Genomic DNA, 15,728 nt, shown 5'->3' with positions numbered 1-15,728 from the left:
GGAGTTCTGATCAGTGCAGGTTGGTATGAGATGTGAAAATCCCGATGGACGGCGACACGTGTTTTCATCGAAGGCTCCCCCGCAGTTTCATATCCATTTATCTGGTGTGAACCAGATTTGACGATATGATTACGCGATACGGTTCACCTGTCAACAGCGCGCTGAACTATCAGGCAATCGCGTTCTGAACCTTGGATTTTGTGTGCAGTCGAAGAATCAAGTCCTGATCGTAATTGCCGAAACCGCGTCCAAAGACGTTGATGCCACCGGGATGACGGGCCTGCGCCTTCACCTCGATTCGCAACCTGATCGACCGGTGTTCCGCCAGTTTCAGGTCCGCCAATCCGATATCGGATATCTTGCGTCCATCGACGAATGATCCCTCTGTCGTGACTTGCCAGGTCTTCAGCAACCCGTATTGCGATCCCGCCAATTTCCACCAATCGGGCGTGTAGACGCCACGGCGGTCGCCGAAATCGCCGGGCGACGTCCAGACGCCCAGTTCGACCCCATTGATCGACAGGCAGATGTCAGAGGGCCAGTCGGTGTGCGTCCCGGGAACCTCTGAACTGACTTCCAGTGCGAATTCGATCCGGTCGACACCGAGGCCCTTCAGATGGGCATTGTTCGGGAACTGATATTCGACGAATCCGCTTGTGAACCAAAGCAGCGACGCCTTCATCCGTTCCGGGTCAAGGAAGGTCGCGGGCACGTCCAGCAGCCCGATGATGCCCGTGGGCGAACAGATGCCGCAGGGGCCAACGACGGCCGCATTGGTGTAAAGCCCCAGCGGCATCGCCACTTCGATCACGTCCGAGGGCAGACGCGGCGCGGGCTTGTGGAAGGACACCACGATCTCGTCATAGACGGCATGACAGACCTTCTGGCTGCCCTTGCGGGCGCTGACCGTCTCGGTGCGGATCAGACCGGCTTTGACAAGGCTTTGAACGTTGTTGGATACCGACGACTGCGGTTGCCCCAGGCGTTCCGCAATCTGGTTGATGTTCATGCCGCCATGGTCGTGCAGCAACTTGAGGATACGCACCCCCCCGCGCGAGGCGGCGGCCTTGAAGGTCTCGAAATCGGTTTCCGCATCGAGGAGAAGCAGATTGGGGCTCATAAGACAGTTGCCTGCGGTGTTGTGTATCGGATAATTCGATACACAATCTCGTAATCCGGGACCATGCCTTTGTCACCCCCACATTTCGGCAGGCCAGCTCAGGCTTGGGTCGAGGCGGGGCCGGCATGATAGAAGGAATAGGCCATGCGGTGCCGATAGGTGTCGTGGGATCTCAGGATCGCCTGCGGGAAATGGGCGTGATGCGGACTGTCGGGAAAGATCTGCGTTTCGAGCGCGAAGCCAGCGTTCGCCTGGTAAGGCACGTTCCCTTTCCCAACCACATCGGGCGTCAGATAGGTGCCGGCATAGAACTGCACCGCAGGCTGGTCGGTGCGCAGCCTGAAACCCAGACCGTTTGCGGGGCAAAGCACATCTGCACAGTCGCGCCAGCCTTCGGCATCCAGCAGACCCAGCACGAGGTTGTGGTCATAGCCCGCGGCAGTCAGCGCGGACATGTCGCGCCCGATTGGCTTTGCCGTGCCGAAATCGAAGGGCGTGCCATCGACGCGGCAGACCTCGCCGGTTGGAATCAGGTCGTCGTCCACCGGCGTCACGAACCCTGCGGCAAGCTGCGCGACGTGGTCGCGCACATGGCCCGCGGCATGGCCCCCAAGGTTCCACAGGCTGTGCTGCACCACGTTGCAGATCGTCGTCCGGTCCGTCGTCGCCGTCATGTCGACGTCCAGTCCGCCCTGCGCCGTCAGGCGATAGGTGACGATGATCTCGAGCTTGCCCGGATAGCCCATGTCGCCGTCGGGGGATGTCAGCTGGAACGATAGACCATCGCCCTCGACCGTCGGCGCACCGGCCCACACCACCTTGTCAAAGCCACGCCGACCACCGTGCAGGTGGTTATGGCCTTCGTTCAGGTCAAGCTGTGTGGAATTCCCGTCCAGCATGACATGACCCGCCCTGATCCGGTTCCCATACCGCCCGACCGTCGCGCCAAAGTAGGTGTCGCAGGTCACGTATTCGGCCAGCGTGTCGTAACCCAGGGCAATGTCCGTCGGTGTGCCCTTGGCATCCGGCAGGATCAGCCGTTGAATCGTTGCGCCGAAGTCCGTCATCGATAACGTGACGGGACCAAGTGTGGTTTGCCGCATGATGGTCCAGAGTGTGACAGGTTTGCCGTCATGTTCGCCGAAGGGGACACTGCTGATATCAATTTCCGTCATGCGAAGGTCTTCTCCTGTATCCAGTCCTCGCGACCGCGTAGCGCGTCGCCTGACGCAGCCTAAAGGGGGACACGGCAGTCCGAAACCCCGTCAAGACACTGACCTTCCATGTGTTTGATCAGACCTTCTGCGGCAAACGATTGCACAGAATCTGCACGTCCTGATCGACGGCCCGGCTGGCACGGCTGACTGCCGTTTTCCGCTGACGCAGCACCCCTAAGCCATTCATAGTTGCCCCGCAGATCAGCCGACGCGCCGCAGAAAGGCGATGGTGCGGGGATCCTGCGGGTGGTCCAGCAGATCCCGCGGCGGGCCCTGTTCCACGATCCCGCCTTCGGCCATGAAGATGATGCGGTCCGCGATCTCGCGCGCGAATTGCATCTCGTGCGTGACGATCAGCATGGTTTGGCCCTTGTCGGCCACACGGCGCATCAGGTCCAGCACCTCTCCTACCCATTCGGGATCGAGGGCAGAGGTCGGTTCGTCGAACAGCATCAGGTCCGCGTCCAGCGCCATCGCCCGCCCAATGCCGACCCGCTGCTGCTGCCCGCCAGACAAGGCGGCGGGGTAGGAATCGGCCTTTTCGAACAGGCCGGTTTCACGCAGGGTCGCGTCGGCCCGCGCATCGGCATCAGTCTTGGTCTGACCCTTTACGGTGATCAGGGCCTGCGTGATGTTTTCGCGCGCCGTCCTGTGCGCGAACAACGCGTAGTTCTGGAACACGAAGGAGGTCCGCCGCCGCAGGGCGAGGATCTGCGCCTTGGTCGCACTTGCCGCGTCCACGGACAGGTCGCCGACACGGACGACGCCGGTATCGGGTCGGTCAAGGTAGTTCAGGCAGCGCAGCAGCGTCGATTTTCCGGTGCCGGAGGGGCCGATGACGACGACACGCTCGCCCGGCGCGATGTCCAGCGCGATATCACGCAGGACATGCGTATCACCGAATGACTTGCTGAGGCCCGAGACAGATATGCCCGCAGTCTTCGTCATCTTGCGTGCGCCCTGTTCAGGTAGATTTCAAGGTGGCGCTGTGCGAAGGCCAGCACCTCGACCATCACCCAATAGATTGCGGCAACGACCAGAAACGCCTCGAAATACAGAAAACTGCCCGCCGCCTCTTTCTGGGTCGCGCCCATCAGTTCGGTGACACCAAGGGTAAAGGCAAGCGAGGTGCCTTTGATCATGTCGATGAAATAGTTGACCAGCGTCGGTGCCGCCACGCGGGCGGCCTGTGGCAGGATGATCTGCCGCATCATCTGGCCCTGCGTCATGCCAACGGCCTGCGACGCCTCCCACTGGCTGCGGTCGACACCCAGAATTGCGGCGCGAATGCTTTCGGCCATGTAGGCGGAAAAATGCAACGTCAGGCCCATGATGGTCGCCGTCACACCGTTGATATTGCCCAGAAACGACAACACCTGCGGCAGGCCGTAGTAGAACAGGAAAAGCTGGACCAGCAGCGGCGTGCCGCGGAAGAAGCTGATGAACAGCCGCACGAACCAGTCGAGGACCGGCACGCGGAACACCCGTTCGACAGCCATGATGGACGCCAGCACCAGCGCGCAGATCATGCCGACGAAAGCCATGAACAGCGTCAGCGGCACGTAGCCCAGCAGGACGGGCACCAGACTCAGCATGTAGTCGAAGTCGAGCGCCCGCATGCCCTTACTCGGCGACTGTGATGTCGGTGCCGAACCACTTGTCCGAAATTTCGGCCAGCGTGCCGTTCTCTTTCAGCGTCGTGATCGCGGTGTCGATCCGGTCGCGCAGGGCCTGTCCCTCTGCGTCATTGCGGAACGGCAGGGCGTTGCGGATTTCGCTGAAGGGTTTGCCGGCAAGCGCCAGCGGCAGCGGGCTCTCGGCGATCAACTGTGCCGACGACACGCGGTCCATCACGAAGGCATCGACACGGCCGATGGCGGTATCCTGCGCGATGTTGCTTTCATAGGTGCGGATGTCGATGTCGGCGGCGTTGGGCAGGGCGTTCAGCAATTCCTCGAAGTTGGACCCGAGGTTGACGGCGACGGTCTTGCCGCTCAGGTCGGCCGGGCCGGTGATCGTGTCCTCGTTGCCGTCCTTCACCACGACCTGCGCACCGTCAAAGACGTAGGGCTGCGAAAAGGCGAACTTCGCCTCACGCTCGGGCGTGATGGTGATCTGGTTGGCGATCGTGTCGATCCGTCCTGATTCCAGCGCACCGATCAGGCCAGAAAAGGACATGGTGACGAAGTTGACCTCGTCGCCCGTTTCGGCCGCGATGGCGTTCATGAAATCGACCTCGAACCCCTGAAGCTCGTCCAGCTTGACGAAGGTGAAAGGAAAGTAGCCACCCGACATGCCGACGTTCAAGGTTTCGGCCTGCGCGGTCGAAAGTGTGGCCGACAAGGCAAATGCGGCGAGTGCGATGGGTTTCAACATGGGTCTGTCCGTCCGATCAGTGTCTGTTCAGACAGCAGTTAACCTGCATGTTTTGGACTTCAATGCATGCGGCAAAGTCAGGAATGACATTCATGCAAGGCGCGCAGGTCGGGTAAATCGTTCTGCTTACAGGCGCTGAAGTGGAACATTGTCGGCACTGAATTGACCGGTCGCGGTTGACCGAAGGCCACGGGCTGATGGTTCAAACCGCGGCTTTGGTGAGGGATCGTCAGCCGCCGAAAGAACTGCGTCCGCTGGAGGACAGGCTGGTGCGCGAGGACCCGAATCCCCCCGTCGCACTGACCGTGGCCCGCGTCATCGGTGCCGCCGCAGCCGTGGCGGCCGCTGGGCGAAAGCTGGACGGCGCCAGCTTTGCGCTGCCCCTGTTGCCGTTCAGAACCGTCGCACCCGAGGCCGTCGCGAATTTTCCGGCGGAATCGCGATAGAGCGGTTGGGTCTGCGCCCGGCTGTTGTTCAGCAGGCTGCCCATCAGGTAGCCCGCCATCAGCGGCATGAAGATCGACGAACCGCCGCCACCCTCCTCGGCCACACACTCGCCGCCGTGCTGTTCCTCGCACAGGACAAGATCGTCGTAACGCGGTGCCGACCGTTCATGTTCGGCCAGGGCCTCTGCAAAGGCGGCATCGCAATCGGCGACAGAGAACGGCAGGGTGCCATCACGTGCCGCTGCCTCGCACGTCGCCTTGTCCGGAAAGGCATTGGCGTCGACGCGATCATCCTCGCAGGCCGTCAGTGCGAAGGCCGTCGCGCCAAGCAGCATCGCGGGCATGATCCGGGATCTTTTGGTCGGGTGCTGTGCGGTCATGGACAGATCTCTTTTCGTCTTGCGGGTCGGGTATCAGCGTCAGCCTTATACATAGGGTGCATCACGCACGGATGTAATGCGGTTTGAACCGACTGAGATTTTGCGTGATGCGTGACCGATCCTCTCGCAAGCCCATGCCCACGCAGGTCTGCCCGACGATCCAGGCACCGATCACGGGCCGAAAGCCTTCGAAAATGGGCATTTCGGCGTAGGCCTGCACGATCATCGGATGCATGGCATAGCCTTGATCCGTCGATGCCTCGATGACCTCCGCGCCGCGCCTGATGGTCACGCTCGCCCCTTCGCGACCGAACACGGGTTTCGTCACGATGCCCCGATCAAGGGCATCCTGTGCCCGCGATACAGCGTCCGACCCTGTTTCGATCTCGTCCGCAAAGAAGCTGGGCAGAAGATTGGGATGCCCTTCGAACAGTCGCCACAGGACCGGCAGCAGACCCTTGTTCGACACGACGGCTTTCCATGCAGGTTCGATGAACCGGCATTGCGCCGTGGCCAGATGCGCAGCGAAATCGTCGCGCAGAAGATCCTCCCACGGATACAGCTTGAACAGATGGCCGATCACGCGCGACTCCGCGTCCGTGAACTGTCCGGAAGGCGTGACGCCGATCTGCGGCAGATTGACGAAGTGCGCGCCCAGATCGGCGGCGCGGGCCGCGTAGGCAAGCGCCTCTACGGTGGCATAATCCTCGACCAGCTCCTCGAACGCAGAGAAGTGAATATGCGTGCCCGGCGTGTAAAGCTCTGCGAACCGCGCCGTCAGTGCTTCGAAGATGCCATTGAACTGGTCGCTGTCGGGTGACAGGTCGCCGCTTGCGATCATGTCTTCCAGCCAGGTCCACTGGAACGAGGCGCTTTCGAACAGGGCCGTCGGGGTGTCCGCATTGTATTCGATCATCTTCGCCGGGCCGGTCCCATCGTAGATCAGGTCGAACCGGCCATAAAGCTCGGGTTGGCCCGATGTCCAGGACGCGGCCACCAAGTCCCAATGCGCACGCGGGATCGCCAGCCTTTCCATCAACTCCTCAGAGGTCACGATATGCGCCGCCGCGTCCCGGCACATCTGGTGCAGTTCCGTCGCGGGGTCCTCGATATCGTCCTCGACCTGCGACAGGGTGAATTCGTAGACCGTGTCCTCGTCCCAATAGGGTTCGCCATACATCGCGTGAAACGTGAAACCGGCCGCTTCGGCCTTTTGCGCAAGGCCGGGGCGCGCGCCAAGATGAATGCGTTTCATGTTGTCTTGATCCCGATTCCACGCCCGATCGCGGTGCTGCGACCCAAGTTCCCTAGGCGATATAGGTCAAAGCCACCATGCATCGACAGCCCCGATATCGTCATCGGACCAACCGAAATGATGAGCGAATTCGTGAACCACGACATGCGCGATCAGATCGTCCAGTTCAACATCGCCGCGATCGCGCCACTCGGCCAGGATCGGCTTGCGGAACAGCCACACGGTATCGGGCTGGGTCGGCATGTCCATCACCGACTTTTCCGTCAGCGGGATGCCATCGTATAGCCCCGTCAGGTCGAGGGCGTCGTCGATTTCAAGATCGGCAAGCATGTCGTCCGTCGGCCAATCGACGATCCGCAGGGCCACATCCTGCGCCGCGGGTCGAAACACATCGGGCATCGCCGCGACCGTGGCGCGGGCGATCTTCTCGAAATACCAAAGGTCATGCGTCATAGGCCAAAGATGGTGCGTCGGGGGCAGTATTGAAAGGGTGAACCGACGGCAGCGTTCAGCGTTGCTCTGTCTGCCAGTGCGGGTGAATCCACGGCCCTTCGTTGGACGCGGGCAGCGCGTCGCGGCCAAGAATATGATCGGCTGCCTTCTCGCCCACCATGATGGACGGCGCATTCAGGTTACCGTTCGTGATTCGCGGGAAGATCGAGCTGTCGGCGACGCGCAGGCCATCGACGCCGATCACCCGGCAGTGGGGATCGACGACGGCCAGAGGATCGTCCGCCGCCCCCATCCGGCAAGTGCCGCAGGGGTGATAGGCGCTTTCGGCGTGTTCCCGGATGAAGTCATCGAGGGCGTCGTCCAATGCGACGGCAGCGCCCGGCTGTATTTCGTGACCCCGGAACGGAGCAAAGGCGTCCTGCGCAAAGATTTCGCGGGTCAGCCGGATGCAGGTGCGGAAATCCTCCCAGTCCTGCGGGTCGGACATGTAGTTGAACCGGATCAGCGGTGCGGTATCGGGATTGGCGTCCGCCAGCATGACGCTGCCCCGCGAGGTGGACCGCATCGGCCCGACATGGGCCTGAAAGCCGTGCCCTTCTGCCGCGACCTTGCCATCGTAGCGGATCGCGATGGGCAGGAAATGGAACTGGATGTCCGGATATTCCACGCCGGCCTTCGACCGCACGAAAGCCGTGCTCTCAAAGTGGTTCGATGTGCCAAGGCCGCGCTTGCCGAGCAGCCATTGCGCACCGATCAATGCCTTCCAGAACAGCTTCCAATAGGTGAAGAGCGTCACCGGCTTGGTCGCCGCCTGCTGGATGTAAAGCTCCAGATGGTCCTGAAGGTTCTGCCCAACGCCGGGCCGGTCGGCCACGACGTCGATACCATGCTCTGCCAGATGCGCGGCGGGGCCGACGCCCGACAGCATCAGCAGTTTGGGAGAGTTGATGGCCGAGGCGGCGATGATGACCTCTTTGCTCGCCTGGATCGTCTCGATGACGCCCCTGCGCGACACCTCGACCCCGATGGCACGGCCGTTCTCGATCACGACGCGGCGGGCGAAGGCCCGCACGACACGGACGTTGCCGGTCTTTTGCGCGGGGCGCAGATAGGCATTCGCGGCGGACCAGCGGCGGCCAAGATAGATCGTCGCGTCGAAGGGGCCGAAGCCCTCTTGTTGTTGACCGTTATAGTCGTCGGTTGCGGGATAGCCCGCCTGCTTTCCCGCCTCGACAAAGGCCTTGACCAAGGGGTTCCGACGCGGGCCGCGTGTGACATGCAGCGGGCCATCCTTGCCGCGCCAGTCGGGATCGCCGCCGTGGATGCCGGCGTGCCAATGCTCCATCCGCTTGTAGTAGGGCAGCACATCCGCGTAGGACCAGCCCGCCGCGCCCATCTGTGCCCAGGTGTCGAAGTCGCGGGCGTGACCGCGGACGTAGACCATGCCGTTGATCGAGGACGACCCGCCGATCACCTTGCCGCGCGGTGTGGCAAGGGTGCGGTTGCCCAGATGCGGTTCCGGTTGCGTCTGAAAGCCCCAGTCATAGGTCTTCATGTTCATCGGATAGGACAACGCCGCCGGCATCTGGATGAAGGGTCCGGCGTCCGATCCACCATGCTCGATGACCAAAACATCCTTGCCCGCCTCGGACAGACGATAGGCGATCGCGCAACCCGCACTGCCCGCACCGATGATGACGTATTCGGCCTGCATCAGAACGGTGCCTCGACCGGGTTCATGGCGACATAGACGCCCTTGATCTGGGTGTAGAATTCAATCGCCGCCTTGGAATTCTCGCGGCCGACGCCCGACATCTTGGAGCCGCCGAACGGCGCCTCGACCGGGGCGAGGTTGTGGGTATTGATGTAGCAGGTTCCGGCCTCGAACCCTGCCGCCATGCGGTGCGCGCGGGTCAGGTCTTTGGTAAACACCGACGCCGCCAGACCGTAGGGTGTCGCGTTGGCGCGGCGCAGGGCCTCTTCCTCTGTGTCGAAGGTCAGGACGGACATGACCGGGCCAAAGATTTCATCGGTGGCGATGGTCATGTCGTCTGTCACGTCCGCAAAGACGGTGGGTTCCAGAAAGAACCCGTCGCGGTCGGGCCGCTTGCCACCGTGGACGAGACGCGCGCCCTTGGCCACGCCCTTGGCGATGAACCCTTCGACCAAGTCCCGCTGCGCGCGGCTTACCATCGGGCCAAAGTTCGTGGCCATGTCCTGCGGGTTGCCCATGACGACAGCCCCCAGCCGTTCGACCAGACGCGCAAGAAAAGCGTCGACCATACCGCGCTGCACGAAGACCCGCGTGCCGTTGGAACAGACCTGACCGCTGGAATAGAAGTTGCCGAGGATCGCGCCCGACACGGCGTCCTCCAGATCGGCGTCGTCAAAGACGACCTGTGGCGACTTGCCCCCCAGTTCCATCGTGACATTCCGCAGACCTGCGGCGGCGGCGGCATAGACCTTTTGCCCTGTCGGGACGGACCCGGTCAGCGACACCTTGGCGACGCGGGGATCGGTGATCAGCGCAGAGCCAACGGCCCCCATGCCCTGCACCACGTTGAACACGCCCGGCGGCGCGCCCGCTTCGGTCAGGATTTCGGCAACCTTGAGCGCGCAGAGCGGCGTCGTCTCGGATGGCTTGAAGACCATCGTGTTGCCGCAGGCCAGCGCCGGGGCACCCTTCCAGCAGGCGATCTGCGTCGGATAGTTCCAGGCACCGATGCCAACGCAGACGCCCAGCGCCTCGCGCCGGGTATAGACGAAATCGCCACCTGCCAGCGGAATGTGTTCGCCGGTGATCGTCGCCGCCATGCCGCCAAAGTATTCCAGCGCATCCGCACCAGAGGTCGCGTCGGCCACGGTCGTTTCCTGCAACGGCTTGCCGGTGTCGAATGTCTCCAGCACCGACAGGTCATGGTTGCGGTCCCGCATGATATCGGCGGCGCGGCGCAGGATTCGGCCCCTCTGCGTCCCCGTCATCGCCGCCCAACCCGCCTGCGCATCCTTGGCGGCCTGCACGGCGCGGTCAACGATTGCCGGAGTCGCGGCGTGGACACGGGCGATGACCTTTCCGGTGTAGGGATAGATCACGTCGATGATCTCGCCGGCGGTGTCCTCGACATAGGCACCATTGATGAAATGACTGGCGGTCGGTTGCGTATCGTAGGGCATGGAGGCCTCCGGCGGGCTTTTATCGGGTCAGGTGAATGCGGATCAGTCGCGCGGAAAGCGCTGGTTCGATTCGAGGACGTTGAGGTCCATGTGGTTGCGCATGTAGCGTTCGGACGCCTTCTGCAGCGGCTGGTAGTCCCAAGGGTAATAGGCACCGTTGCGCAGCGCCTCGTAGACAACCCAGCGCCCGGCCTGGCTGTGACGCACGTCGGCGTCAAAGCGGTCAAGGTCCCAACGGTCCTGCGCCTTGGCACGCAGTTTATCGCGGGTGTCCTGATGGTCGGGGTCTTCGGCGAGGTTCGTCAGCTCGTGAGGGTCCGCCGCCATGTCGAACAGCTGGTCGGGATCGGGGGCGCACATGTTGAACTTCCATTGGCCGTCACGCAGGCTGACCATCGGCGCGATGGTGCCTTCGGCGGCGTATTCCATTGCGACTGGGGCTGTGCGGGGTTTGCCTTGCCCCAGCGGGACGATGGACTGGCCCTCGGTCCAGGGCATGACCTCTGACATGTCGACACCGGCCAGGGCGCAGAGTGTCGGGCAGACGTCGATCGTGCTGACCGGATCGGTGACGAGGCCGGGCTGCATCTGCGGCGCCGCGATCATCAGCGGCACGCGGGACGAGCCGTCGTAGAAGCTCATCTTGAACCACAGACCGCGTTCGCCCAGCATGTCGCCGTGGTCGGACACGAACAGGATGATCGGGTCCTGGCCGGTGTCTTCCAGCACTTGCAGGATCTCGCCGATCTTGTCGTCGATATACGATATGTTGGCGAAATAGGCGCGGCGCGCGGTGCGGATGTGGTCTTCGGTGATGTCGAAGTTGTCGCGGTCGTTGGCGTCGAGGATGCGTTGGCTGTGGGCGTCCTGCTGATCGTAAGGGATCGGGCCGACCTGCGGCAACAAGTGGTCGCAGTCCTCATACAGGTCCCAGTATTTCCGGCGCGCGACGTAGGGATCGTGCGGATGGGTAAAGCTGACCGTCAGGCACCAAGGCCGCACATCATGGCCGCGGGCAAGGTCATAAAGCTTGCGGACAGCGTTGTAGGCGACTTCGTCGTCGTATTCCATCTGGTTGGTGATCTCGGCCACGCCCGCCCCGGTGACAGAGCCCATGTTGTGATACCACCAGTCGATGCGCTCGTTCGGTTTGCGATAGTCCGGGGTCCAGCCGAAATCGGCGGGGTAGATATCCGTGGTCAGGCGTTCCTCGAAGCCGTGCAGCTGGTCGGGGCCGACCATGTGCATCTTGCCGGACAACGCCGTCTGGTAGCCTGCGCGCCGCAGGTGGTGCGCGTAGGTCGGCAGGGCAGAAGGAAACTCTGCCGCATTATCATAGACGCCGGTGCGACTTGGCAGTTGTCCGGTCATGAACGATGCCCGCGCCGGCGCGCACAGCGGAGAGGCGGTGTAGGCGTCGCGGAACCGAGTGCTGCGGGCCGCCAGCTTGCGCAGGTTGGGCGCGTGCAGCCAGTCGACGGGACCGTCCGGGAACAGGGTGCCGTTCAACTGGTCGACCATCAGGATCAGGATATTCGGTTTCATGCATGGCCTCGCAGTATTTTCAGGGTCTTGAGGACCTTGCCCACGGCATCCGCATCAGGCGCCGCAAGGGCTGCACGAATGTAGAAGCCGTCGATCAGGGCAGCGAGCGTGTCCGCCGCCTCGACCGGGTCATCGACATTGCCACGCAGGGCGTGGGTCAGGTTGGACCGCAGCCGCCGCTGATACAGCGACAGCAACCGCTGGGCCTGCGGGTTGCGCTGCGCCTGCACATAGAATGTCATCCAGGCGCTGACGGTCGCGGGCGCAAAGCTAGACGGCGCGAAGCTGGCGGTCACGATGGCGGTCGCGCGGTCGGTCGCACCCTTTAGGGCAGTCAAGACTTCGGCACGGTAATCGTCCAGGATCTGCCGCATCGCCGCGACGAAGATTTGATCCTTGTTGCCGAAATAGTGATGCGCCAGCGCCGAGGACATGCCTGCGCGCTGCGCAATACGGCTGACGGACACGTCAAGTGACCCCGCCCGGCCAACTTCCGCAATCGTGGCTTTCACTAGGGCCGCGCGGCGTATAGGTTCCATCCCAATCTTGGGCATTTGCGATTTTCTCCTTGCCCCGAGTGTCTAACCTGTTCTTAATTGACTGATCAATCAATAAAACCAACCGGGAGACGATGATGACCTTGAAGACGACCCTTTCCGTGCTGGCCCTGTGCGCCGCGACACCCGCGCTCGCGCAGGATGCCTGCTCGACCGTGACCATGTCCGATGTGGGCTGGACCGACATCACGACGACCACCTCAGCGACCAAGCAGGTGCTGAACGCGCTGGGCTACGAGACCGATGTGAAGATCCTGTCGGTGCCCGTGACTTTTGCATCGCTGGAATCCGACGACGTCGACGTGTTCCTCGGCAACTGGATGCCGGCACAGGCTGCGGCCATCGGCCCCTACCTTGAAAGCGGCGAGATCGAGAAGGTTGCGACCAACCTGACCGGGACGAAGTACACGCTCGCCGTGCCTGCCTATACCTTCGAGAAGGGTTTGAAGTCCTACGCCGACATCAACACCTATGCCGACGACCTTGACGGCAAGGTTTACGGAATCGAGCCGGGCAACGAAGGAAATGGCTATCTCGTGTCCCTGACCGAAAAGGCCGACTCCGGCCTTGAAGGCATGGAAATCGTGGAATCCTCTGAACAGGGGATGCTGGCGCAGGTCCGTCGCCTGTATGACAAGCAGGAAGACGTCGTGTTCCTGGGCTGGGAACCGCACCCGATGAACGCCAACTTCGACCTGAAGTACCTGCCCGGCGGCGAGGACTTTTTCGGTGAGGAAGGCGTCGTCGATACCGTCGTTCGTCAGGGCTACACCGCAGAATGCCCCAACGTCGGCAAGCTGCTGGCAAACCTCAAGTTCACGCTGCCGATGGAAAACGGTATCATGGGCCAGATCCTTGACGAAGGCATGGACCCCGATGCCGCCACCTTGGCCTGGATGCAGGAAAACAAGGACGCCGTCATGGCATGGGTCGATGGCGTGACGACCGTCGACGGTGGCGATGCCGCCGCCGCATTGACCGAAGCCTTCGGCTACTGAAACCGACCGTCGGGGACGGATCGCGCCTGTCGCTGTAACGGCAGGTGCGGGCCACCCCCGACGCGATCCAATTTCCACTCGGTTTCAGAGGACGTGCATGGCCTGGATCACTGACCACAAGATTCCCGTGGGGGACGCCGCTGAGGCCGTTTTCGACTGGATGCAGGATCACCTGGGGTGGTTCTTTGACGGCCTTGCCGCCGTGATGGAGTGGATGATCGAATGGGTCGAATGGACCCTGCTGACACCGAACGAATACATCGTCATCGCAGCCTTCGTGGCACTGACCTACCTACTGCAACGCAGCTGGCAGACCTGCCTGCTGGTCCTCATTGGGTTCCTCTTCATCCTCAACCAGAACTACTGGGAGGAGACGATGCAGAGCATGACGCTGGTATTGTCGTCCTGTGTCGTCTGCATGGGAATCGGCGTGCCCCTGGGCATCGCCCTTGCGCATCGGCCGCGGCTTTACAGATCCGTCGTGCCGGTGCTGGACCTGATGCAGACTTTGCCCACCTTCGTATATTTGATCCCCGCCATCGTGTTCTTCGGCATCGGGACGGTGCCGGGACTAATCGCCACGGTCGTCTTCGTGCTGCCCGCCTCGATCCGACAGACCCAGTTGGGCATATCCCGCACACCGACACCGCTGATCGAGGCGGCAGAGGCGTTTGGTGCGACCAGCACCCAACTGCTGTGGAAGGTCGAACTGCCATCAGCCACGCCGCAGATCATGGCGGGCCTGAACCAGACCATCATGCTGTCGCTGTCGATGGTCGTCATCGCGGCACTGGTCGGGGCAAACGGCCTGGGGGTGCCGGTCCTGCGTGCGCTTGGTCAGGTGAACACATCCTTGGGGTTCGAATCCGGTTTCATCATCGTCGTGGTGGCCATCATGCTGGACCGCATCCTGAGGGTGAAATCATGAGCGCCGTCGAATTCGACAATGTTTCGATTGTATTCGGCGACGCGCCCGAGACGGCCTTGCCGCTGATGGACGAAGGGCAGGAACGCCCCGATATCCGTGCCGCCACGGGGCAGGTGCTGGGCGTTCACAATTGCACCCTGACAGTCGAAGAGGGCGAGATTCTCGTGCTGATGGGATTGTCGGGGTCCGGCAAGTCCACCCTCTTGCGCGCCGTCAACGGATTGAACCCCGTGGCGCGCGGCGAGGTCCGCATCAGGACGCCCGAAGGGTTGACCTCCGTCACGCAGGCCGACAGCAAAACCCTGCGCAGGCTGCGGCTGCAGAGCGTTGCGATGGTGTTTCAGCAATTCGGCCTGCTGCCGTGGCGCACGGTGCGCGACAATGTCGGTCTCGGGCTGGAACTGGGTGGCCAGTCCGCTGCGAAACGCGCGGCGCGGGTCGAGGAGGAATTGGCGCTCGTCGGTCTGGCAGACCGCGCCGACGCGCTTGTGGGGGAATTGTCGGGCGGGATGCAACAGCGGGTCGGTCTGGCGCGCGCCTTTACCACCGACGCGCCGATCCTGCTGATGGACGAACCGTTCAGCGCGCTCGACCCGTTAATCCGCACGCGATTGCAGGACGAGTTGCTGGAGCTTCAGGCGAAACGCGGCCGCACGATCATCTTCGTCAGTCACGATCTGGACGAGGCCTTCAAGCTGGGAAACCGCATCGCGATCATGGAAGGCGGCCGCATCGTGCAGATAGGCACACCGCGCCAGATCTTTACAAACCCCGCCAATGGCTACGTCGCGGAATTCGTCGCGCATATGAATCCGCTTGGCGTTCTGACCGCACATGACGTCATGACGCCGGGTCCCGCGACCGGACCAGAGGTTGATGCCGACACGCCGGTGCAGACGATCATCGACCGCATCACGTCGCAGGGATCGCTGACCGTCACGCGGGACGGCGCACCCGTCGGCCAGATCACGCAGGCGTCTTTGCTGTCACGGCTTGGCGGACACCACCGTCCGACGGCCGTCGATGTTGGCTGATCGCCCACCGCCAGACGGCTATGCCAAGAGAGCACGGCAACCAGCCTGATCCCGACCCCGCTGCCGCGCCGACACCGCTCCGGGTGGCGTTCAACCTGTGACGGGTGCCAGCACGAAGTCGTGGACAACGCGAAAGAACGGGCCGTCCATACCCGCTCGCGCAATCGCGGCGGGCGCGCTGATCGGTTCGAACTTTGCCATCAGGCTTTCCTTGACGCCAAAGACGGCATCCGAATGGATATAGG

General features: G+C 62.5%; 15 protein-coding genes. 3 read left to right on the top strand and 12 right to left on the bottom strand.

Annotated elements, in window-relative coordinates; all coding sequences use genetic code 11:
* Positions 1 to 169: 169 nt before the first annotated feature.
* The 12 genes from ACOI1H_RS18685 to betI all read right to left on the bottom strand — a co-directional run bounded on the left by ACOI1H_RS18685 (position 170) and on the right by betI (position 12,520).
* Positions 170 to 1,120, bottom strand: coding sequence for an ArsR/SmtB family transcription factor (locus ACOI1H_RS18685; protein ID WP_422439344.1), 951 nt, complete (start codon positions 1,118 to 1,120; stop codon positions 170 to 172).
* 98 nt (positions 1,121 to 1,218) lie between these two features.
* Positions 1,219 to 2,295, bottom strand: coding sequence for an aldose epimerase family protein (locus tag ACOI1H_RS18680; RefSeq protein ID WP_422439343.1), 1,077 nt, complete (start codon positions 2,293 to 2,295; stop codon positions 1,219 to 1,221).
* A gap of 243 nt (positions 2,296 to 2,538) precedes the next feature.
* The gene (locus ACOI1H_RS18675) at positions 2,539 to 3,285 is read right to left on the bottom strand and encodes an amino acid ABC transporter ATP-binding protein (protein WP_422439342.1); all 747 of its coding nucleotides are present in this window, start codon (positions 3,283 to 3,285) and stop codon (positions 2,539 to 2,541) included.
* A complete protein-coding gene (locus tag ACOI1H_RS18670) occupies positions 3,282 to 3,956 on the bottom strand; it encodes an amino acid ABC transporter permease (protein ID WP_422439341.1) in 675 nt (224 codons plus the stop codon). The genes ACOI1H_RS18675 and ACOI1H_RS18670 overlap by 4 nt, the downstream gene beginning before the upstream one ends.
* Before the next feature lie 4 nt (positions 3,957 to 3,960).
* Positions 3,961 to 4,713, bottom strand: coding sequence for an amino acid ABC transporter substrate-binding protein (locus ACOI1H_RS18665; RefSeq protein ID WP_422439340.1), 753 nt, complete (start codon positions 4,711 to 4,713; stop codon positions 3,961 to 3,963).
* A gap of 229 nt (positions 4,714 to 4,942) precedes the next feature.
* A complete protein-coding gene (locus ACOI1H_RS18660; protein ID WP_422439339.1) occupies positions 4,943 to 5,539 on the bottom strand; it encodes a DUF1190 domain-containing protein in 597 nt (198 codons plus the stop codon).
* A 61-nt stretch (positions 5,540 to 5,600) separates the two neighbouring features.
* Positions 5,601 to 6,794, bottom strand: coding sequence for a glutathionylspermidine synthase family protein (locus ACOI1H_RS18655; protein WP_422439338.1), 1,194 nt, complete (start codon positions 6,792 to 6,794; stop codon positions 5,601 to 5,603).
* A gap of 66 nt (positions 6,795 to 6,860) precedes the next feature.
* The gene (locus ACOI1H_RS18650; protein WP_422439337.1) at positions 6,861 to 7,247 is read right to left on the bottom strand and encodes a metallopeptidase family protein; all 387 of its coding nucleotides are present in this window, start codon (positions 7,245 to 7,247) and stop codon (positions 6,861 to 6,863) included.
* A 55-nt stretch (positions 7,248 to 7,302) separates the two neighbouring features.
* Positions 7,303 to 8,961 (bottom strand): choline dehydrogenase, encoded by a 1,659-nt coding sequence (gene betA, locus ACOI1H_RS18645; RefSeq protein WP_422439336.1) that lies wholly within the window; start codon positions 8,959 to 8,961, stop codon positions 7,303 to 7,305.
* Positions 8,961 to 10,421 carry a betaine-aldehyde dehydrogenase gene (gene betB, locus ACOI1H_RS18640; protein ID WP_422439335.1) on the bottom strand — a complete coding sequence of 487 codons (1,461 nt, stop codon included), beginning with the start codon at positions 10,419 to 10,421 and terminating at the stop codon, positions 8,961 to 8,963. The genes betA and betB overlap by 1 nt, the downstream gene beginning before the upstream one ends.
* 42 nt (positions 10,422 to 10,463) lie before the next feature.
* On the bottom strand, positions 10,464 to 11,966 hold the full coding sequence (gene betC, locus ACOI1H_RS18635) for a choline-sulfatase (RefSeq protein ID WP_422439334.1): 1,503 nt from the start codon (positions 11,964 to 11,966) through the stop codon (positions 10,464 to 10,466).
* On the bottom strand, positions 11,963 to 12,520 hold the full coding sequence (gene betI, locus ACOI1H_RS18630; protein ID WP_422439333.1) for a choline-responsive transcriptional repressor BetI: 558 nt from the start codon (positions 12,518 to 12,520) through the stop codon (positions 11,963 to 11,965). Before betI ends, betC begins: the two co-directional genes overlap by 4 nt.
* An 80-nt stretch (positions 12,521 to 12,600) precedes the next feature.
* Between betI and choX the strand changes: the two genes are divergently transcribed.
* The 3 genes from choX (at position 12,601) to choV (ending at position 15,483) form a co-directional block, all read left to right on the top strand.
* On the top strand, positions 12,601 to 13,521 hold the full coding sequence (choX, locus tag ACOI1H_RS18625; RefSeq protein ID WP_422439345.1) for a choline ABC transporter substrate-binding protein: 921 nt from the start codon (positions 12,601 to 12,603) through the stop codon (positions 13,519 to 13,521).
* A gap of 97 nt (positions 13,522 to 13,618) precedes the next feature.
* Complete coding sequence (gene choW, locus ACOI1H_RS18620) at positions 13,619 to 14,449, top strand: choline ABC transporter permease subunit (RefSeq protein ID WP_422439332.1); 831 nt, start codon at positions 13,619 to 13,621, stop codon at positions 14,447 to 14,449.
* A complete protein-coding gene (gene choV, locus ACOI1H_RS18615; protein WP_422439331.1) occupies positions 14,446 to 15,483 on the top strand; it encodes a choline ABC transporter ATP-binding protein in 1,038 nt (345 codons plus the stop codon). Before choW ends, choV begins: the two co-directional genes overlap by 4 nt.
* The last annotated feature ends 245 nt before the right edge of the window (positions 15,484 to 15,728 follow it).

The organism is Loktanella sp. DJP18, from assembly GCF_049310965.1.
Lineage (GTDB): Bacteria > Pseudomonadota > Alphaproteobacteria > Rhodobacterales > Rhodobacteraceae > Loktanella.
The sequence above is the reverse complement of the archived record's forward strand: the minus strand, read 5'-3'. Positions and strand labels throughout refer to the sequence as shown.

What these genes read in the sequence shown, in the direction of transcription:
- ACOI1H_RS18670 (WP_422439341.1), bottom strand. Translation starts at nt 3,956, where the DNA reads ATGCGGGCGCTCGACTTCGACTACATGCTGAGTCTGGTGCCCGTCCTG.
- choW (WP_422439332.1), top strand. Translation starts at nt 13,619, where the DNA reads ATGGCCTGGATCACTGACCACAAGATTCCCGTGGGGGACGCCGCTGAG.
- ACOI1H_RS18665 (WP_422439340.1), bottom strand. Translation starts at nt 4,713, where the DNA reads ATGTTGAAACCCATCGCACTCGCCGCATTTGCCTTGTCGGCCACACTT.
- ACOI1H_RS18675 (WP_422439342.1), bottom strand. Translation starts at nt 3,285, where the DNA reads ATGACGAAGACTGCGGGCATATCTGTCTCGGGCCTCAGCAAGTCATTC.
- choX (WP_422439345.1), top strand. Translation starts at nt 12,601, where the DNA reads ATGACCTTGAAGACGACCCTTTCCGTGCTGGCCCTGTGCGCCGCGACA.
- betI (WP_422439333.1), bottom strand. Translation starts at nt 12,520, where the DNA reads ATGCCCAAGATTGGGATGGAACCTATACGCCGCGCGGCCCTAGTGAAA.
- choV (WP_422439331.1), top strand. Translation starts at nt 14,446, where the DNA reads ATGAGCGCCGTCGAATTCGACAATGTTTCGATTGTATTCGGCGACGCG.
- ACOI1H_RS18650 (WP_422439337.1), bottom strand. Translation starts at nt 7,247, where the DNA reads ATGACGCATGACCTTTGGTATTTCGAGAAGATCGCCCGCGCCACGGTC.
- ACOI1H_RS18680 (WP_422439343.1), bottom strand. Translation starts at nt 2,295, where the DNA reads ATGACGGAAATTGATATCAGCAGTGTCCCCTTCGGCGAACATGACGGC.
- ACOI1H_RS18655 (WP_422439338.1), bottom strand. Translation starts at nt 6,794, where the DNA reads ATGAAACGCATTCATCTTGGCGCGCGCCCCGGCCTTGCGCAAAAGGCC.
- ACOI1H_RS18685 (WP_422439344.1), bottom strand. Translation starts at nt 1,120, where the DNA reads ATGAGCCCCAATCTGCTTCTCCTCGATGCGGAAACCGATTTCGAGACC.
- betC (WP_422439334.1), bottom strand. Translation starts at nt 11,966, where the DNA reads ATGAAACCGAATATCCTGATCCTGATGGTCGACCAGTTGAACGGCACC.
- ACOI1H_RS18660 (WP_422439339.1), bottom strand. Translation starts at nt 5,539, where the DNA reads ATGACCGCACAGCACCCGACCAAAAGATCCCGGATCATGCCCGCGATG.
- betA (WP_422439336.1), bottom strand. Translation starts at nt 8,961, where the DNA reads ATGCAGGCCGAATACGTCATCATCGGTGCGGGCAGTGCGGGTTGCGCG.
- betB (WP_422439335.1), bottom strand. Translation starts at nt 10,421, where the DNA reads ATGCCCTACGATACGCAACCGACCGCCAGTCATTTCATCAATGGTGCC.